The 17,393-nt window shown below is 52.1% G+C and carries 20 protein-coding genes; 10 read left to right on the forward strand and 10 right to left on the reverse strand.

The annotated features are described in order from the left end of the window. Nucleotides 1-146 precede the first annotated feature (146 nt). The gene (locus tag AC2FNV_RS02190; RefSeq protein ID WP_302478001.1) at nucleotides 147-275 is read left to right on the forward strand and encodes a hypothetical protein; all 129 of its coding nucleotides are present in this window, start codon (nucleotides 147-149) and stop codon (nucleotides 273-275) included. 78 nt (nucleotides 276-353) lie between these two features. Here AC2FNV_RS02190 and AC2FNV_RS02195 read toward each other — a convergent pair whose 3' ends face one another. Continuing rightward, on the reverse strand, nucleotides 354-560 hold the full coding sequence (locus AC2FNV_RS02195) for a cold-shock protein (protein ID WP_170475872.1): 207 nt from the start codon (nucleotides 558-560) through the stop codon (nucleotides 354-356). A gap of 213 nt (nucleotides 561-773) precedes the next feature. On the opposite strand from AC2FNV_RS02195, the gene AC2FNV_RS02200 reads away from it, so the two are divergent. Together AC2FNV_RS02200 and AC2FNV_RS02205 are read left to right on the forward strand one after the other, a co-directional pair. Continuing rightward, on the forward strand, nucleotides 774-1,091 hold the full coding sequence (locus AC2FNV_RS02200; RefSeq protein ID WP_170603835.1) for an ArsC/Spx/MgsR family protein: 318 nt from the start codon (nucleotides 774-776) through the stop codon (nucleotides 1,089-1,091). Nucleotides 1,092-1,132: 41 nt separating this feature from the next. Further along, the gene (locus AC2FNV_RS02205) at nucleotides 1,133-1,501 is read left to right on the forward strand and encodes a hypothetical protein (protein ID WP_496772271.1); all 369 of its coding nucleotides are present in this window, start codon (nucleotides 1,133-1,135) and stop codon (nucleotides 1,499-1,501) included. A 1-nt stretch (nucleotide 1,502) separates the two neighbouring features. On the opposite strand, the gene AC2FNV_RS02210 is transcribed toward AC2FNV_RS02205, so the two are convergent. The 5 genes from AC2FNV_RS02210 to thrS all read right to left on the reverse strand — a co-directional run bounded on the left by AC2FNV_RS02210 (nucleotide 1,503) and on the right by thrS (nucleotide 6,172). After that, nucleotides 1,503-2,021, reverse strand: a complete 519-nt coding sequence (locus AC2FNV_RS02210; protein ID WP_170603833.1) for a DoxX family membrane protein — start codon at nucleotides 2,019-2,021, stop codon at nucleotides 1,503-1,505. Then, complete coding sequence (locus AC2FNV_RS02215; RefSeq protein WP_170603832.1) at nucleotides 2,018-2,779, reverse strand: HvfC/BufC N-terminal domain-containing protein; 762 nt, start codon at nucleotides 2,777-2,779, stop codon at nucleotides 2,018-2,020. The genes AC2FNV_RS02210 and AC2FNV_RS02215 overlap by 4 nt, the downstream gene beginning before the upstream one ends. After that, nucleotides 2,776-3,633, reverse strand: a complete 858-nt coding sequence (gene bufB, locus AC2FNV_RS02220) for an MNIO family bufferin maturase (RefSeq protein WP_170603831.1) — start codon at nucleotides 3,631-3,633, stop codon at nucleotides 2,776-2,778. The genes AC2FNV_RS02215 and bufB overlap by 4 nt, the downstream gene beginning before the upstream one ends. 71 nt (nucleotides 3,634-3,704) lie before the next feature. Beyond that, on the reverse strand, nucleotides 3,705-3,992 hold the full coding sequence (locus AC2FNV_RS02225) for a BufA1 family periplasmic bufferin-type metallophore (protein ID WP_039531480.1): 288 nt from the start codon (nucleotides 3,990-3,992) through the stop codon (nucleotides 3,705-3,707). Nucleotides 3,993-4,213: 221 nt separating this feature from the next. Beyond that, the gene (thrS, locus tag AC2FNV_RS02230; RefSeq protein ID WP_170603830.1) at nucleotides 4,214-6,172 is read right to left on the reverse strand and encodes a threonine--tRNA ligase; all 1,959 of its coding nucleotides are present in this window, start codon (nucleotides 6,170-6,172) and stop codon (nucleotides 4,214-4,216) included. A gap of 244 nt (nucleotides 6,173-6,416) precedes the next feature. On the opposite strand from thrS, the gene AC2FNV_RS02235 reads away from it, so the two are divergent. Genes AC2FNV_RS02235 through AC2FNV_RS02245 form a run of 3 tightly spaced genes read left to right on the forward strand, consistent with a single transcriptional unit; the run spans nucleotide 6,417 to nucleotide 8,789 of the window. Further along, nucleotides 6,417-7,169, forward strand: a complete 753-nt coding sequence (locus AC2FNV_RS02235) for an alpha/beta fold hydrolase (protein WP_170603829.1) — start codon at nucleotides 6,417-6,419, stop codon at nucleotides 7,167-7,169. Further along, nucleotides 7,166-8,146 carry an alpha/beta hydrolase gene (locus AC2FNV_RS02240; protein ID WP_170603828.1) on the forward strand — a complete coding sequence of 327 codons (981 nt, stop codon included), beginning with the start codon at nucleotides 7,166-7,168 and terminating at the stop codon, nucleotides 8,144-8,146. Before AC2FNV_RS02235 ends, AC2FNV_RS02240 begins: the two co-directional genes overlap by 4 nt. 28 nt (nucleotides 8,147-8,174) lie before the next feature. Beyond that, entirely contained in the window at nucleotides 8,175-8,789 is a 615-nt protein-coding gene (locus AC2FNV_RS02245) for a hypothetical protein (protein WP_170604302.1), read from the forward strand. Nucleotides 8,790-8,943: 154 nt separating this feature from the next. On the opposite strand, the gene AC2FNV_RS02250 is transcribed toward AC2FNV_RS02245, so the two are convergent. After that, nucleotides 8,944-9,528, reverse strand: coding sequence for a DUF6151 family protein (locus AC2FNV_RS02250; protein WP_170603827.1), 585 nt, complete (start codon nucleotides 9,526-9,528; stop codon nucleotides 8,944-8,946). 5 nt (nucleotides 9,529-9,533) lie between these two features. After that, nucleotides 9,534-10,805, reverse strand: coding sequence for a polyhydroxyalkanoate depolymerase (gene phaZ / locus AC2FNV_RS02255; protein ID WP_170603826.1), 1,272 nt, complete (start codon nucleotides 10,803-10,805; stop codon nucleotides 9,534-9,536). 111 nt (nucleotides 10,806-10,916) lie between these two features. On the opposite strand from phaZ, the gene AC2FNV_RS02260 reads away from it, so the two are divergent. The 4 genes from AC2FNV_RS02260 (at nucleotide 10,917) to AC2FNV_RS02275 (ending at nucleotide 14,758) form a co-directional block, all read left to right on the forward strand. Then, entirely contained in the window at nucleotides 10,917-12,719 is a 1,803-nt protein-coding gene (locus AC2FNV_RS02260; protein WP_170603825.1) for a PHA/PHB synthase family protein, read from the forward strand. A 131-nt stretch (nucleotides 12,720-12,850) separates the two neighbouring features. Continuing rightward, complete coding sequence (locus AC2FNV_RS02265; RefSeq protein WP_170475848.1) at nucleotides 12,851-13,297, forward strand: phasin family protein; 447 nt, start codon at nucleotides 12,851-12,853, stop codon at nucleotides 13,295-13,297. Between the two features lie 135 nt (nucleotides 13,298-13,432). Beyond that, complete coding sequence (phaR, locus tag AC2FNV_RS02270; RefSeq protein WP_170603824.1) at nucleotides 13,433-13,987, forward strand: polyhydroxyalkanoate synthesis repressor PhaR; 555 nt, start codon at nucleotides 13,433-13,435, stop codon at nucleotides 13,985-13,987. 9 nt (nucleotides 13,988-13,996) lie between these two features. After that, complete coding sequence (locus tag AC2FNV_RS02275) at nucleotides 13,997-14,758, forward strand: trypsin-like serine peptidase (RefSeq protein WP_170603823.1); 762 nt, start codon at nucleotides 13,997-13,999, stop codon at nucleotides 14,756-14,758. A 3-nt stretch (nucleotides 14,759-14,761) separates the two neighbouring features. Here the strand turns inward: AC2FNV_RS02275 and AC2FNV_RS02280 are convergent, their stop codons facing one another. Further along, nucleotides 14,762-15,976: a DegT/DnrJ/EryC1/StrS family aminotransferase gene (locus AC2FNV_RS02280; protein ID WP_170603822.1), complete on the reverse strand. Its 1,215-nt coding sequence runs from the start codon at nucleotides 15,974-15,976 to the stop codon at nucleotides 14,762-14,764. Nucleotides 15,977-16,088: 112 nt separating this feature from the next. Then, on the reverse strand, nucleotides 16,089-17,393 hold the full coding sequence (locus AC2FNV_RS02285; RefSeq protein WP_437436811.1) for an NAD(P)/FAD-dependent oxidoreductase: 1,305 nt from the start codon (nucleotides 17,391-17,393) through the stop codon (nucleotides 16,089-16,091).

Below are 17,393 nucleotides of genomic sequence, written 5' to 3' on the forward strand. Positions count from 1 at the left end.
TTGCGATGATGCTTGGGGACCATGCTCAAGCGAAATCACCAATTGCGGAAATTATCTGTGAGCCTACTAGCCGTATGCATGACAAGTTGACCCGCCAATTCGGGTCGCACAGGGTTGCAACAGGCGTCCGCAGTCCCGAGCAGGTAATGGAAGTTTGGACGAGCAGGTCAGGTGCTTGGACAATGGTTATCACTTATGCAAATGGCACATCCTGCATCGTGGCAATGGGAGAAGATTGGCTCGCTCATAAAATCGAAGAGCCTGCACGCGGTTGAACCCGGGTAAGACGGTTAACGGCCAAATCGGGGCCGCTAACCTTGCTCAAAAATTCTCCGCCAAAGGCGGAAATGCAGTCATAATGGCTTCAAATCAGCCGCCATTTGGCGTCCGTCGCGTCCGTCCTGCAACTCATACGCGACTTTTTGATTGTCTGCGAGCCCGGTCAAACCGGAGCGTTCAACGGCTGAGATATGAACAAACACGTCTTTGCCGCCTTCATCGGGGGCGATAAACCCATAGCCTTTGGTTGTATTAAACCACTTCACGGTGCCAGTTGGCATTTCCCGTGTCTCCTTTTACCTTCACGTTTTCCCCTAAATTGACGGGGTAGTGGTTGACGCTACCGCAACGCATCACTGTTTCGCCCAAACGAGACGGCCCGAATTGCGTGTTTCGTCTTTTTCAACATTGCACGGTAATGTAAAAAATCAAGAATAACTGGGTTAAGATGATATTATTGCCCAATTTTTAACTACCACGGGAACTTCCAAAAAATGCGCCTATACGGTCTGAAAACTTGCGATACTTGCCGCAAGGCCTTGAAAGTTATTTCAAAAATTGAATTTGTAGACGTTCGCGCTCAAGGCGTTCCGGACGAAGTGATGCAAAAGGCCCTCAAAAATTTCGGCAAAGCTTTGCTCAATACGCGATCAACTACCTGGCGTGAGCTGGATGAAAAAGCTCGTCAGCAGCCGATAGAGGTGTTGTTGCAGGAATACCCGACTCTGATGAAACGCCCACTGATCGAGTCAGATGGCAATCTGTTCCTTGGATGGACAGAAGAAACACGCAAGGGTCTTGGCGTTACATAAGCGGTTGCATATGTAGGTCCGACAACTTTGGAGAGTAGTAGATGCGTAACGCCACTATGGTTTTGGGCGTAATAGCTGGGCTTGTCGGTATGATCGTCGGGTTTTTTAGTTATGGGTTTGTCGAATTCATTGACCAGTTTGGCGAGATAGAAGGAATCGCCGAGCAGGTTGAAAACCCGCAATTGGTGCAAACTGCCTCCATCCTGGCACCTTTACTTGCCATCGCAGGTGGGGCCATGGCGCACGCAAGGGCACTGCTAGCTGGGATGTTGTTGCTGATTTCCGCAGCGGGCATGTACTACGCCTTTGGATTTGGCGTTTTTACTATGTTCCCCATAGCTTTTGCTGGTGTAGCAGGGCTCCTTGGGCTGGCCGCAGGAAAACCGGACGAGCCCAAGGCGCATTTCTAAATTATTTAAGGCGTAGGACTCGATCCAGCGAAATAGGACCTGCGCCGTTGATCGCAATCACAAGGAACAAGAAGGTCCACATCACTCTTTGATCCATCAGTGTCACGGCATTGTCGAACAATCCGCCAAGCTTCACGCCGTGTCCGTTAACGTCGACCAATGTTTGGACCCAAACAAACCCGATCATGCCAAGGGCAGCCAGCCGAGTAAGCAGACCAACCAACAGAAGCGCCGGTAAGACAAACTCAGCTACCGTGCCGAAAAAAATCACTATCCTCTGAAAAAAGGTCATTTGGGTGACATCATACAGTACGGCCTCGGCGGCCTTGGGGAAAATCTGACCGAACGCGCCAGCAGACGGAGAGAAGATTGATCCGTCAATCTTCAACATGGCCGAGTTCCAATAATAAACCAACAGAACGGAAATAAAGACCAGCCTCGCCAAGGTCGGCGTCAACCAACCAGAGGCCAAGTCTACCTTTTCCATTGAGTTGTTGTAGCTTGAGATCAGAGCATTCATGTCCCGGGCCTTTCAATATTCACTGATGTTATTGCGCCGCCCTGCAAAAGCAGCGCCAGAGTGCTTCCGAGGTCAAATTCAGGGGTTTCGGTCACGGTGATTTCGAATGCTTCGCCGATTGACGTCCCGTTCTGGATTAGGTCAATCCAAATCACGCCTCCTTCAGATAGAAGGCCCGGTAGGGGGTCGAACTCAGGTCGTGTAACCAGAATATCTTGCGCTTGGGACTCTGGCTTGGCTGCATTTGGTTGCGTATTGTACCGCCAAATCGAATAGATCGGCCAATCTGATGACAGAACCTGAATAGCTGGTGCCAGTGTCAACCTCGCTTGCATCAGGTCTTCTGGTGGAATGGCAAGCGATTGGGGGTCAATGGCCGTGCTGTCAGCGGCATGGTAGGCACGTCGCATGGCCAACTCTAGACGCGCAACATCTGGCAGGTAACCCAGATGAGATAATTGCGCCATTCCACCCAGAAACTCCGGAAACTCCTCGCCGTAGAACATCATCAAAGGTGAGGAGGGCGGGTGTTGCCGCAAGAATATTCCCGCTAGGCCGTCCATATTCTGTTTGCCAAGCAGTTTGGTGACGACAGGAAAAGCTTGTTGCATTGCCTCGGTAAGCGACACTGCCACGTTATTACGATAAACACTGAAACGGCCTCCCGCCGGTTGAGCCTTTGCGTCGATCAAACCCTCGGGTACGGGATGGGTGGCATCCAAGATGGCCGCGCTGAATGCTGTTTGCGAAACACTCATGCCGGAACCCGTTCTAGGGCCGCAAGCGCTCGGTCCGCTTCCGCTTGTAGGATAGGCCAGTCTGGAATGTCAGTGTCCCACTCTACCAAAACCGGTTTCGGACCAGATTTTTCCAAAACGTAGTCAAGCAACTTCCAAACAGGATTGGCAACCTCTCGCCCATGGCTATCGATCAAAAGAGGATGACCGTGGTCGTCTTTGTCTTCGTCATGGCCGCCAAGGTGGATTTCGCCAACTTTATCCAATGGATAAGCGTCGATATATTCTTGTGGTGAAAAATCCAGATTGGTGGCCGATACGAAAACGTTGTTCACGTCTAAAAGCATCCCGCATCCGGTCCGGGATACGATTTCACGTAAAAAGTCAGGCTCGGACCAAGTGCTTTCTTCAAATGCCAGATAGCTGGACGGGTTCTCTAGCAACATTTGGCGTCCGACTGTTTCCTGAACCTGCTCAATGTGTTCGCAGACCCTTGTAAGGGTCGCGCCAGTGTAAGGCAGGGGCAGAAGGTCGTTTAGAAAATGACTGTTATGGGTTGACCACGCTAGGTGCTCGGAAAAGCTGGCTGGGTTTAGCCAACCCACCAGATGCTTCAATCTGGCTAGGTGGTCCAAATCCAATGGGGTTTCTCCACCGATTGATAGGCCAACACCGTGCACGGAAATGGGAAACTGCTTTGATAAATGCCGCAGCTGCGCCAACGGCCTGCCACCATCCCCCATATAGTTTTCGGCGTGTATTTCCAGCCAAGCCACGGGCTGTGCGTTTTCAAGGATTTGCGAGAAATGTTGCGGTTTGTAGCCAACACCAGGCGCGGCGGGCAAACGGTTTGACCTGAGCGCATCATCTAACATAAGCAATTCCCTTGATCACGAAGAAGGGGGCGGACGACGCTGCCCGCCCCCGACAATTCGCTTAGTCGACTTTATGCCGGCAGGTCGCGATCCAGCGGCTCAAGAGAACCCTTACGGTTGTCCGGCAGTTCGATATCTGCACAGGTTCCTGCATCGACCAGAGTCCAGGCGTTACCTTGATAATCAACGGTCGATGTGCCCGCACAAGTCGTGCCGGGGCCTGCGGCGCAATCGTTTTGTCCGGCCAGCGAAACGCCATAGCACTTTTCTTTGGCTTGAGCGGATGCGGTTGTTGCAGCGCCTGAAACGGCTGCTGCTACGGCACTTGCGATAACCAGGGTTTTTGCGGTGTTCGACATCTCGTGTAATCCTTTTGATGACTGCGTATGTCTGCTTGTGACATGACAAAAGTAGTGGCTTAGGCGTGTCAGGTGAATTCACGAGCCCGTGTCTCACAACCCCGTCAAAGATCGTCATGTATTATCGCAGGTTAACACATTGTTTTTTAATTTAAAAATAGAAAATGTTTCAATCCGACCCCAAATTGGGGTCGGAATATTAGCCTATTTCCAGCCGATTGTTACAACAGGTCGGGCGGCGTCGCGGCTTGCGACAACTCATTTGTTACAGTGTCAAGCGGTTGCACATGCGTTTGTTTTTCGCCCAACCGCCGGACGCTTACGGTGCGATCATCCACCTCGCGATGACCGACCGCCAGAATGACAGGAACTTTGCCGACCGAATGTTCGCGAACTTTGTAGTTGATCTTTTCGTTGCGGATATCGGCCTCGGCGCGGACGCCTGCGACTTTGAGAGTGTTGACCACCTCTAACACGTAGTCATCCGCTTCGGATGTGATTGAGGCAACGACAACTTGTCGAGGAGCCAACCAAAACGGAAGCTTGCCAGCATGCTCTTCGATCAAAATACCGATGAAACGCTCGAACGATCCCAGACACGCACGATGCAGCATGTACGGACGGTGCTTGGATCCATCCGCGCCAATGAAAGTCGCATCGAGGCGTTCTGGCAGGTTCGAGTCGACCTGTAGGGTGCCGCATTGCCAGGTTCTCCCGATTGCATCGGTCAAGGTGAACTCAAGCTTTGGTCCATAGAATGCTCCTTCACCTTCGAGTATTTCAAAATCGTACCCGGCAGCCCTGCAGGCATCTCCAAGGGCTTTTTCAAGAAAGTCCCAACTTTCATCGCTGCCAATGCGCTTTTCAGGCCGCGTTGAAAGTTTGATGTTCCAATCGTGGAAGCCGAGATCGGCGTAGACCTTTGATAGGAACGAGATGAATTTCGCGGTTTCGGGTTCAATCTGATCTTCTGCGCAGAAGATATGACCATCATCCTGCGTGAACCCACGCACACGCATAATCCCGTGTAACGCGCCCGACGGTTCGTACCGCGCGCACGACCCAAATTCCGCCATTCTGAGCGGCAGGTCGCGATATGATTTTAAACCTTGATTGAATACCTGAACATGGCAGGGGCAATTCATGGGCTTGAGCGCGTTGATAGCCTTTTCGCGTGCATGTTCTTCGTCGACCTCAACAATGAACATATGCTCTTGGTACTTATCCCAATGGCCCGAAGCTTCCCAAAGTTTGCGGTCGACAACCTGCGGGGTGTTCACCTCGACATAGCCATCACGTTCCTGCATCCGGCGCATATAGTCCTGCAGAGTGGTATAGATTTTCCAACCGTTAGGGTGCCAAAACACCTGACCCGGCGCTTCTTCCTGCATGTGATAAAGGTCCATCTCGCGACCTAGCTTGCGGTGATCGCGTTTGGCGGCCTCTTCCAACATGTGCAGATGGGCCTTGAGCTTTTCCTTACCGGTAAAGGCTACGCCGTAGATTCGCTGTAGCATCGCGCGGTCACTGTCACCGCGCCAGTAGGCGCCGGCAATAGACATCAGCTTGAACGCGTCGCCCGGAACTTGACCTGTGTGCTGAAGGTGAGGGCCGCGACACAGGTCTTGCCAGTCGCCATGCCAGTACATGCGCAGCGGTTCATCCCCGGGAATGGCCTCGATCAGTTCGACCTTATAAGGCTCGTTATTCTGAGTGTAGAAATTCACCGCACGCTGACGATCCCAGACTTCTGTGGTCACGGGGTCGCGTTTGTTGATGATTTCCTTCATCTTTTTCTCGATCAGACCCAGATCTTCTGGTGTAAACGGATCCGCGCGGTCAAAGTCATAGTACCAGCCGTTCTCGATGACCGGACCGATGGTTACTTTGGTGTCGGGCCAAATTTCCTGAACGGCACGGGCCATAATGTGAGCCAAGTCGTGACGAACCAGCTCATTGGCCTGCTCCTCATCCTTCATGGTGTGGATGGCGATCTGAGCATCTGAATTAATAGGCCATTGCAAATCCCAGTGCTTTCCGTTCACCGTTGCCGAAATGGCTTTCTTTGCAAGAGAGGTGGAGATATCGGCAGCGACTTGCGCAGGGGTAACCCCAGCGTCATAGGATCGTGAGTTGCCATCAGGAAAAGTTAGGGAGACTGACTGTGAGTCCAAGGCCATGGCTGGCTCTCCTCGTCGGTTTGGCGCCCACTGAACGCCCGGTTGCGGGTTATGAATGTTCGGCTGATTTGGCAGGCGCACAAGCGCATGTCAAGGGAAGATGCCGATAGTACCCCGACCCGCTATCGCAATCGGACCAATACACCAATCACTCCTCGGGATGTATTTGGGTACAGGTCGCGGATCCCGGCAATTGCACTTAGGGGTAGGGCGTGCATGATGCGGAAAACACAAAGAGGATTTTATGGCAGCTACGGAATTTCTGCAGACGGCGCAAGGAAGGCGATTGGCTTATCACAAAAGTGAAGGGACAGGGCCAACCATTGTTTTCCTTGGGGGCCTCAAATCGGACATGGAAGGCACCAAAGCGGTGCATCTTGAGGCTTGGGCCAAATCGCGGGGGTATCCGTTTTTGCGTTTCGATTATTCAGGTCACGGAGAGAGTTCCGGGGCATTTACGGACGGATGTATTGGGGACTGGCACGAGGATACAATCGCGGCCATGAGGTCTCTGACGGATGGCCCGCTTATAGTAGTGGGATCCTCGATGGGCGGATGGCAGGCCCTGCTTTTGGCGCGCGTGTTACCTGATCGAATTTCTGGAATGGTGACAATTGCAGCCGCACCGGATTTTACCGAGGATGGTTATTGGGCGAGTTTCTCAGATGAGCAAAAAGCCGCGTTGGAAACCGTTGGCCATGTTGAATTGCCGTCGGACTACATGGAACCCTACATTATTACCAAGCGGATGATCGAAGACGGTCGTCAGCATCTGATTTTGCGCGAACCACTTGATCTGACGTACCCAGTTCGATTTTTGCAAGGCACCGAAGATACAGCAGTGTCAATTGAGACCGCAGTCCGACTGTTGGAGCATGCAACCGGACCTGATATGCGGCTGCTCTTAGTCAAGGACGCAGATCATCGGTTTTCGAACATGCGCTGTCTTGCCTTGATAGAACAGGCCGTGGAAGACGTGATGAGGATTGATGCGTGAGGGTTATAGGACGGTCTTTGCTGGCCCTATTTTGCTTGAGTGCGGTAATCTACTTTTTTGGACCGCGCGAACAAGTAGACCTGAACCCCAGCTTCGATCCACGTAAATTTGGCGAAGGCGTTCAAGTTTACTTTGAGAGCATTGAATCAGCTTTCGACGACATAGTGCCGGGTGTCGAAAAGCGGGTGATCTGGCAGCCTGGTTTCAAAGAACAACGAACTCCGTTTTCTGTTCTTTACGTTCACGGTTTCTCGGCTACTTCTGAAGAAATTCGCCCGGTACCGGATATGGTTGCAGACGCCCTTGGCGCAAATCTGGTGTACACGCGTTTGCGCGGCCACGGTCGTAGCGGTCGTGCGATGGGTGAAGCTACGGCTTCAGGCTGGATGCAAGATATGGCCGAGGGGCTGGCTGCCGCCCGAGCTGTTGGAGACAAGGTAATTTTAGTTTCGACCTCGACTGGCGGAACACTTGCCTCGGCCGTTTCAGTGAACCCGGAATTAAGCAGAGATGTGGCCGCCATGGTTATGGTTTCACCGAATTATGGCGTGAACACGGTTGGAGCTTGGATTCCAACTTTACCGTGGGCCAGAAACTGGTTGCCGTTTTTGATGGGGCAGGAACGGAGTGCTTCATCGACAAATTCTGCGAAAGAGAAATATTGGACTCTTACTTATCCGTGGGAAGCTGTGGTGCCTATGTCCGTCTTGGTTGATGCAGTCTACGCTCTGGACTTCGCAAAAGCACAGGTCCCGGCATTATTCTGGTTTTCTACCGACGATCAGGTCGTTCGTCCCGACCTGACGCAAAAAGTTGCCGCAGTATGGGGATCACCTGCAACAATCAATGTGGTACAAATGGGGCCTGAGGACGATCCTTTATCTCACGTTGTTGCAGGTGCTTTGATGTCTCCTGGTCAGACAAACGCTACCGTTGCGGGCATTTTGGATTGGCTTGCAGGATTGGGAATAACCTGAAGGCGCGTTCATGAGAAAACCCGGCAGCATGTGGAGTTTAGAGACGCTGGGCCGCGTTCGATTGTCCCGCCATTTTTTCATGCGGGATTTTCTGTATTCCGAGATCGGTAACTTTCACGAATTGCAGAATATTCCTGAAAATCCAGACCTCGCCATCGAAACGGGCAAAGCTCTGTGTGAAACCCTTCTGGATCCGCTTGAGGAAACGTTCGGACGTATCGCTGTTCGATCAGGGTATCGGTCGCCCTCACTCAATCAGTTCGGAAATGAAAACCGCCTCAATTGTGCCCGAAATGACAATCCGCTGGAATGTCATATATGGGATCGCGGCGAGGGGGACGCGCGGATTGCTGGCGCTTCAATTGTTGTGCCGTGGTTCGCGGACCGTTTTCAGCAGGGGCGCGATTGGCGTGATCTGGCGTGGTGGATACACGACCATTTGACATATTCTGAAATCTGGTTTTTCCCAAAACTCTGCGCCTTTAACCTTGTATGGCGACCTAATCCGCTGCGTCGTATCGACAGCTATATTGCGCCGCGCGGTTGTCTGCTCCGTCCGGGTGCTTTGCCTGATGACAGTCTCGAACAACGGCAGGCCAGATACTCAGATTTCCCTGCATTTCGCGGATTGCCATTGCCTTAAAGTTTCGCATGCCGATCGAACCAAGGACCAACACCCAATATTGAAAACCAAAACGTAAAGTCGTTGTTAAACCGATGCCGCAAGGCTTCGGGCCATTTGCATGCTGTGGTTTAGCACTATTTTTGGTTCCGCCTGTAGCGGCCATCTAAGTAAACTAATCGTAGAGGCCAACACGTTGCTCTTGGCTAAGAACGATCGGCACAACAACCGGAATATTGGATTCAACATCGAAGAACGGGGTTTTCTTCCAACGGCCGGTCAATCGGGACCTAACGACGCGGGTTACCAAGCGCAAAACCGCATGATGCAGACCTTTGTGCGATTGCTTTCCTTCGGGGCCGGGGACAAATCCCCTGGTCAATACTGGCCCTAATGCATCAGAGTTTGCCATTCGCTTTACGATGAAACCCACAAACGGAAATTTTGGCGTTCGTGCTGTTGTGGCGAGGGGTGCGTTGCAGCATTTTGCGTACCAACGGAGCATACCATTGTGGCTGAGCTTCATTAAGGCCAACTGTTCCGACCCTGTGTCAAAGATCACGTCTTCGGGTGTTGTTTGCAAAACTTCGACAGGCCCCGGCGCCGGGTCGGGTTGCCCAAAATACAGTTGCGCGGCCCGGCAATCATGACAGAAGCACTCTGCGTGGGTTCCTGATGCGACACCTTGTGCGGTTATGTGACCGCGCATTGTGCCACATGAGCAAGAAAAAGCGACATCACAAGCCGAAGACCGGCTCATGACTATTATGCAACCTTGTTCTTGTTTGCGGCGCGACGCTTAGGTTTGCGGCTGTTTTCATTCATGAATTCGATGACCAGTGGGCGGATGTTGTCACGCCAGCTGCGACCCGCGAATATACCGTAATGTCCTGCGCCCGGCTCGACGTGGCTGGCTTTTTTGTTTTGGGGAAGACCAGAACACAATTCTAATGCTGCGATACATTGTCCTGGGGCCGAGATGTCGTCATTCGCACCCTCGACAGTTTTGACCGCAACATCGGTGATTTTGCCAATGTCGACCTTGTGACCGTCAACGACAAATTCGTTTTGGGCAATTTCACGTTCTTTAAAGATACGCTCGACAGTGGACAGGTAAAATTCGGCGGTCATATCCATTACGGCTAGGTATTCGTCGTAGAACCGGTTATGCGCGTCCTGATCCGAAGCCTCACCTCGAATAACCCTATGAATTTGATTGGAAAACGCCTTGCTATGACGTTCGGCATTCATTGACATGAATGAAGCAAGCTGCAACAGGCCTGGATAGACCATCCGTCCAACACCCTTGTACTTGAAGCCGACCCTCTGGATCATTGTCTCTTCAAGTTGCCCCATGGTTACGCGCCGTCCGAAATCGGTTACTTCTGTTGGGGTCGCGTCAGGATCGACCGGCCCACCGATCAGGGTCAGTGTGCTGGGTTGAGCCTGTGGATCCAATTCCGCCAGATAGGCTGTGGCCGCGAGTGCTAGGGGGGCAGGCTGACAGACCGCAACAACGTGTGTTTCCGGCCCGAGCTCTTTCATAAAATCGACAAGATAGAGGGTGTAGTCTTCTACATCGAACTTGCCTTCGGACACAGGAATGTCCCGCGCATTATGCCAGTCTGTGATGTAGACCTCGCAATCGACCAGCAAACTTTTGACCGTCGAGCGCAAAAGGGTGGCGTAGTGACCGGACATTGGGGCAACCAGCAAAACCTTGCGTGGTTGTTCCTCTCGGCCATTGACTCGAAAATGGACGAGATCTCCAAAAGGACGTTCAAGTACTGTGGTCGCTTCTACCAAATGGTCTTTTCCGTCCTCGCATGTAAAGGTACGGATCCCCCAGTCCGGTTTTGCGACCATGCGCTGAAATGTTCTTTCAGTAACCTCACCCCACGCCGCCATCCAGTTGAAAGCCGGATTTGGAACCATCGAAAACTGAGGGTACGAGGCAATCGCGCTGGCCGTAGCACCAAGCCATTGATTGGTGTTACGAATGGTTTCCATCATGTCATATGTCATCATGTAGCGCATAAGACGGGCCTCCTGGGTGTCAGCCTGAAAATTCGGGCCATTCGTCGCTTTGCCCTACAACGAGGACGACGTTATTCTGCATGGCAGCAAAGTTAGGGGGGAATTGTTAAAATGACAACTAGCGATGGCCAAACGCCTGAAATGACCGAAGAACATATTGATCGACTTAAAGAAAATTTGGAAAAGGTCGAGGCTTTGTCTAAGCGGCTGGTCGAAGTGATGGCTGGAAAAAAAGGTCACACCTCTGCTTTGGACGGCCCGAATCAAGAGCTTTTTGCAAAGGCAGCAACTGCATATTGGGCAGATGCATGGCAGAACCCCGCCAAGTTGTTGGAACAACAGATAGAGTTTTGGGGAAAATCAGTATTGAATTTTGCTGAGGCGCAGCAAGCTTTGACAACTGGTGAAGTTGAAGACGACGACAATGCCCCAAAAGATCGGCGGTTTTCCAATCCAATGTGGGAAACCAACCCCTATTTTCGCTTTATTCGTCAGCAGTACCAAACCAATGCCCAAGCGATTGAGCAAGCAGTCGCTTCGGTGGATGACCTTGATCAAAAGGATCTTCAGCGCTTGAGGTACTTTTCCCAACAGATAATCGACATGATGGCGCCCACGAATTTTCTGGCGACCAACCCTGACGCGCTGGAAAGGGCGGTCGAAACAGAAGGGCAATCCTTGATCAAAGGTCTGGAAAACTTGGTCTCGGACTTAGAAGCGAATGATGGAGAACTGGTGGTTAAACTCGCGGATGAAACCGCCTTTCAGGTTGGTGGAAACATAGCTACGACACCGGGTGACGTGGTTTTCCGCAATCAAATGATGGAATTGATTCAGTACAAACCGGCAACCGAAATGGTACACGAGACGCCGATTGTTTTGTTCCCACCTTGGATCAACAAGTTCTACATTCTGGATTTAAAGGCGCAAAACAGCCTGATCAAATGGGTGACTGAACAGGGCTATACAATATTTGTTGTCAGCTGGGTAAATGCAGACAGCTCACACGCTGACATTGGGTTGGAAGACTATATTGAAGAGGGCTATCTAACCGCGATTTCCGAGGTCAAGAAGATCTGCAACGTGAAACAGATCAATGCCGTTGGGTACTGCATTGCCGGAACGACGCTCAGCCTGACCCTTTCTCTTATGAAAAAGCGTGGTGACAAATCGATTAAGTCCGCCACTTTCTTCACTACATTGACAGATTTTGGCGAGCAGGGGGAATTCACCCCGTTTCTGCAAAACGATTTTGTGAATGGCATTGAAGAACAGGTTAATCGGGACGGCATCCTAAAGGCTTGGATCATCGGGCGCACCATGTCTTTTTTGCGTTCCACGGATCTAATCTATACCCCCGCGATCCGCAGCTACATGATGGGCGAGACGCCACCTGCCTTCGATCTGCTATTTTGGAATGGTGACGGCGCTAACCTTCCCGGGCGCATGGCGATGCAATATCTGCGGGGCTTGTGCCAAAGCAATGATTTCGTCAGCGATGGATTCAAGATGCTGGGTCATAAACTGCACATCAAGGATGTAGATGTGCCGTTAATGGCGATTACATGCGAAACCGATCACATCGCCGCATGGAAAGATTGCTATCGCGGAGTTCAACAAATGGGGTCCCGGTCCAAGACCTTTGTCGTCTCAGAATCCGGTCATATCGCAGGGATCGTGAACCCACCCAGTAAGAAGAAATATGGTCACTATATCAATCCGGATATGAAGGCCGACGCTGAAACCTGGTTGAAAGAAGCCGACTTTCATGAAGGATCCTGGTGGCCGTTGTGGGAAGCCTGGTTAAAAAAGCGATCCGGAAAACAAGTGCCAGCCCGTGAAGCAGGTGATTCGGAACATCCTTCTTTAGGACCCGCGCCTGGAACTTATGTTTTGGTCAAGGCAAGCCGCTGAATTTATTTCAATATTTTAATATTTTCTGCATCGCAGCAAAAAATACTTGAAATGCTGCGATGCGGCATACATATTGTCCTCAAGCTGATGAAAACCGGGGTGGGCCCGGACCGGCTAAGAGGATTGAGACAATGGCAAAGACCCAAGACTTTACCGCAGTCATGAAAGACATGATGGGCGCATTTCCGGTGGACACCGGCGCTCTGGAAGACGCATTCAAATCGACCGCTTCGTTGAACGAAAAGCTGTCGGGTGTTGCTCTGGACGCGGCTGAAAAGTCGGCAGAGATTTCGAACAAGTGGACCAAGGAAACGCTGGCCAAGCTGACCGAAGTATCCAAAGCAAAGGCTGAGCCTGCTGACTACGCCAAAGCTGCAACAGATTTTGCCAGCGCATCGGCCGAAGTGGCGGCTGAGAACATGGCTGCCTTCGCCGAAATCGCGAAAAAAGTGCAGACCGAAACCGTCGAGCTTCTGATGGCCGCTGGCAAGAACGCAGCAGAAGACGCAACCGCTGCTGTCAAGAAAGCAACAAACGAGGTCACAGCTGCTGCCAAAAAAGCAACTGCTGCCAAGTAAGGTAAGTACGCGATCCGCACCCATCCCTCCCATTCGGTGCAATCGTGCTGGGCAGGTCCTTTGACCTGCCCTTTCTTTTTGTTCTGCACTCGCATAATCTGTGCTGCAATGCATCATCCTTGGGGAGGGTAAACGGTGTCAGAACAAGAAAATCCGCTGTTGATCAAACGGTATGCCAGTCGGCGGCTGTATAACACCGAGACCAGCGATTATGTCACACTCGAAGACATTGCTGGCTTTATCCGCGACGGACGCGAGGTTCAGATCATCGATCTGAAAACTGGTGACGACCTGACGCGGCAGTACCTTCTACAAATCATTGCGGAACATGAAAGCCGCGGCGAAAATGTTCTGCCGGTTAACGTACTAAACGACTTGGTGCGCAGCTACATGCTGCCAGGTGGGGGTATGATGCCGCAGTTTTTACAGAGCTCGTTTGAAATGTTGCGTGAAAGTCAGGCCAAGATGATGGAAAATATGAACGCAATGAATCCAATGTCCCAAATGCCGGGTTTCGAGGCAATGCAAGCGCAGCAGCAGGCCTTTTTGAAAGCGATGACAGGAGGCTTGTCGGGAGGTTGGTCAGGTCCGGGTGACGAAGACTCTTCAGAGGCTCAACCGAAGGAAGACCTGGATGACATTAAAAAGCAACTGGCCGAATTGCAGCAAAAACTGTCCAAGCTTAGCTGAGTTCACGAAGTGCGTCTGCTTGCCCTAATTGCGGCGTCGCTTTTTTCAGGGCCAGCGTTAGCTCAGGGTACATATTCCACGGTTTGGGAACCTGTGTGTACTCTTGGCGCTAACGCGCAAGCAGGGTGCGAAGATATACGCGCCCGTGAGATATTGGATGCTTCGACAGCGCCATGGCGTGCCATTGGACGGGTAAATTTCGCCAGCCAGAGCCAACGATCCCATTGTACGGGTGTTCTTGTATCTGAACGCCACGTCCTAACTGCAGCACATTGCCTGTACAACGGCGCGCGTAAGCGATGGATTCCTCCGGCCAGTATGCGCTTCGCCGCTGGCTATCAGCGCGGGGAGTATTCGGAATTTTCATTTGTTGAAGATTATCGGCTTGCTCCAGATCAAGGTCAGGACGGAGCCTTTGATAATCGCGCCAACCGGGATTGGGCCGTGTTGACGTTACAAGATCCAATCGGGCAGAAGGTGGGATACCTGCCGTTGGTAAAGCCGGAAGCACAGCCGACTTTCGTCGCAGGCTATCCCGGGCTTCGCCCTCATGTTCTAAGTCGAACTCCTGAATGTGTTCATCGTCCGCTGACCAAAGACGTGCTAAGAGCCATTTGTCCTGTGATGATGGGTGATTCAGGCGCGCCCCTATTGGTGCAAACAGAAACTGGATTGGCCGTAGCAGGCATCCTTTCGCGCATAGCGCCAACCCCTCAAGGGATCGACGCTATGTTCTTGTCTGTCGATTTGTTTGCTGTGACCGCGCAATAAGGCTCAGGTACCATAAACTGGCACTGGACCAGTCACCTCGGCCACTGATGCCAACAAAATATCGGCTATTAAATCCAACTCGTCACGAGTTAGGCGCACAGGAAGACGAACGTCACAGGCTTTCATCAGCATTTCCCGTGTTTGAGGCAAGTCCACTTGTTCCGGCAGGAATTTCCAATTCCAAAACGCGCGGGCATTGTCTTCGCTTAGGCCGAAAACCTGAACCTTGACGCCTCGACCTTCCGCCGCAGCAGCAAAGGCACGAATGTCGGCCTCTTCCATACCGACCAGATTGAATTGGATGGAATCCGGCGCGCGTTGTTCTGGCGCGAGCGGAGCCGGCACATCAATGTAAGGCGAACCATTCAGGCGGTGAGCGACATAGTCGTGATTGGCCAAACCATCCCGTACCCGACGGGCAAGTTCGGGCATCTGTGGCCGGATCACAGCCGCGCTCAGGTTGCTCATTCGCAAGTTGTACAGCGGTAAATGATTCTGCCAGTTTGCAAAGGCATGCTCAAGCTCATGAGAGTTTTCGCCGTGCGGTCCTTTGTGCTTTTTCCAATTATGCTCGTAGGCGCCGGACATTATGACTGCACGCGCTATCAGTTCTGAGTCATCGGTGATCATGATGCCGCCTTCACCGGCATTTATCATCTTGTAGGACTGAAACGAAAAACAGCCGATTCTACCGATTGTCCCGATGTTTCGACCGTGCCATGTAGTCCCCAGCGAATGCGCGGCGTCTTCGATTACTGGAATATTGCGTTCGTCGCACAATTCCATAATGGCATCCATATCCGAGGTATGGCCGCGCATATGGCTGATGATGACAGCTTGAACATCGTCTAGTTTGGCGGCGAAATCCGCCATATCTACACGGTAGTTTGCGCCAACTTCGCACAAAACAGGAATACAGTCGGCGTGGACGACTGATGAGGGTACGGCGGCAAATGTAAAGCCAGGGATCAAAACCCGCGCATCACGCGGCAGGTTCAACGCCTTTAGGGACAGAAACAAAGCAGCCGAGCAAGAAGAAACTGCCAGCGCGTACTTTGTACCCAACAGTTCAGCAAACTCTGCCTCCAACAGCGCCACCGGAGCATCTTGTGGCGCTGTGTAACGGAAAAGGTCACCAGACTGCATCAATGCGTCGATTGCGTCTCGGGCTGTGGCTGGGATGGGTTCGGCGTCATGGACGTTTGGAGGAAGCGTCATATTAGGAATTCCCAAATTCTACCTTTGGAAAAGATAAAGCCAGACGGGTCTCAAGCCAAGACCTCATTCACCCACTCGGCGAAATTTCACCTAAATGTAGCATTTGATTGGCTCAAACCCCCAACCGGTCGCGCATCGCGTACCAAGTCATGGCAAGTACCAGCAAAGGGCTGCGTAGCGCGGGACCGCCAGGAAAAGGGAGCGTTGGCACACGGGCCAATGTGTCGAAACCTTCAGCCTGACCCTGGATTGCCAATGCCATCAATTGCCCAGCATGGGTCGCTGTGCCGACGCCGTGACCGGAATATCCGGACGCGGACAAGATATTGTCGGCCAGCCGCGTCAAATAAGGCATGCGTCGCATCGTAATAGCCAATGTCCCGCCCCAGGCATATTCGATACGAACGTCATGAAGATGGGGAAATATCTCAGTCATTGGTTTGCGAACCTTGCCTGCGATGTCGTTTGGAAACCGATAACCATAGCTTTCGCCGCCGCCAAACAGCAAACGCCCGTCAGCGCTAAGCCGGAAATAATTCACCACGAATTTTGTGTCCGCAACTGCTACATCACGCATTAGAACTTTTTGAGTGTCGGCACCCAAAGGCTCTGTGGCGGCGATGAAGTTGTTGATCGGCATTACACGTGATGCGACCCGATGGTTCAGATTTCCGAGATACCCATTGCACGCGAGGATTACGTTATCCGCCTTAATCTGCCCAGTTTCAGATTGGACAACTACGCGACTGCCTTCACTGATATTCTGCACCTCGGTTTCTTCATGAATCCGTGCGCCGGCTCTGGCAGCAGCTTGCGCGAGTCCGAGGGCATAGTTCAGTGGATGAAGATGCGCGGCGCCCATATCCAAATAGCCGCCTTTGTATGTTGGTGAGGGACACAGTGCATGCCCGGCATCCGCATCCAGCAACTCGATCTGGTCGTAACCGTATTTCCCGGACAGGTGCGCAGCATGGTCGTGCAGGTCACGACGTTCTGAATCGCTAAATCCCAGCGCCGCAATGCCAGGTTTGAGATCACAGTCAATTTTGTGTTTTTTTATCAGTGATTTGACTAGTTCTTTGGCATCTTCCGCCAGGTGCCAGAGCTTTGCAGCGTCCGATTCCCCGACTAGATTTTCCAGGTCTTCCTGATCCATCCGCTGAGCGCTTCCCAATTGACCACCGTTGCGGCCAGATGCGCCAAAGCCAACACGATGAGCCTCCAGAAGAACTACGTCATATCCGGCCTCGGCCAAGTGAAGCGCGGCTGACAGTCCAGTGTACCCGCCGCCAATGACGCAGACATCCGCGGTGGTGTCGCCTTTTAGCGCAGGAAAACGTTGGATCTGGTTGGCTGTTGCCGAATACCAACTGGGCGGAAACTCAGCCTTGCGATCATTCGAATAAAGAAGGTTCAG

The organism is Ruegeria sp. BHSA163 (genome assembly GCF_059613365.1).

Excerpts from the sequence above, each read along its gene's own strand:
- AC2FNV_RS02190 (WP_302478001.1), top strand. The coding sequence starts at position 147 with ATGGAAGTTTGGACGAGCAGGTCAGGTGCTTGGACAATGGTTATCACT.
- AC2FNV_RS02195 (WP_170475872.1), bottom strand. The coding sequence starts at position 560 with ATGCCAACTGGCACCGTGAAGTGGTTTAATACAACCAAAGGCTATGGG.
- AC2FNV_RS02200 (WP_170603835.1), top strand. The coding sequence starts at position 774 with ATGCGCCTATACGGTCTGAAAACTTGCGATACTTGCCGCAAGGCCTTG.
- AC2FNV_RS02205 (WP_496772271.1), top strand. The coding sequence starts at position 1,133 with ATGCGTAACGCCACTATGGTTTTGGGCGTAATAGCTGGGCTTGTCGGT.
- AC2FNV_RS02210 (WP_170603833.1), bottom strand. The coding sequence starts at position 2,021 with ATGAATGCTCTGATCTCAAGCTACAACAACTCAATGGAAAAGGTAGAC.
- AC2FNV_RS02215 (WP_170603832.1), bottom strand. The coding sequence starts at position 2,779 with ATGAGTGTTTCGCAAACAGCATTCAGCGCGGCCATCTTGGATGCCACC.
- bufB (WP_170603831.1), bottom strand. The coding sequence starts at position 3,633 with ATGTTAGATGATGCGCTCAGGTCAAACCGTTTGCCCGCCGCGCCTGGT.
- AC2FNV_RS02225 (WP_039531480.1), bottom strand. The coding sequence starts at position 3,992 with ATGTCGAACACCGCAAAAACCCTGGTTATCGCAAGTGCCGTAGCAGCA.
- thrS (WP_170603830.1), bottom strand. The coding sequence starts at position 6,172 with ATGGCCTTGGACTCACAGTCAGTCTCCCTAACTTTTCCTGATGGCAAC.
- AC2FNV_RS02235 (WP_170603829.1), top strand. The coding sequence starts at position 6,417 with ATGGCAGCTACGGAATTTCTGCAGACGGCGCAAGGAAGGCGATTGGCT.
- AC2FNV_RS02245 (WP_170604302.1), top strand. The coding sequence starts at position 8,175 with ATGTGGAGTTTAGAGACGCTGGGCCGCGTTCGATTGTCCCGCCATTTT.
- AC2FNV_RS02250 (WP_170603827.1), bottom strand. The coding sequence starts at position 9,528 with ATGAGCCGGTCTTCGGCTTGTGATGTCGCTTTTTCTTGCTCATGTGGC.
- phaZ (WP_170603826.1), bottom strand. The coding sequence starts at position 10,805 with ATGCGCTACATGATGACATATGACATGATGGAAACCATTCGTAACACC.
- AC2FNV_RS02260 (WP_170603825.1), top strand. The coding sequence starts at position 10,917 with ATGACAACTAGCGATGGCCAAACGCCTGAAATGACCGAAGAACATATT.
- AC2FNV_RS02265 (WP_170475848.1), top strand. The coding sequence starts at position 12,851 with ATGGCAAAGACCCAAGACTTTACCGCAGTCATGAAAGACATGATGGGC.
- AC2FNV_RS02280 (WP_170603822.1), bottom strand. The coding sequence starts at position 15,976 with ATGACGCTTCCTCCAAACGTCCATGACGCCGAACCCATCCCAGCCACA.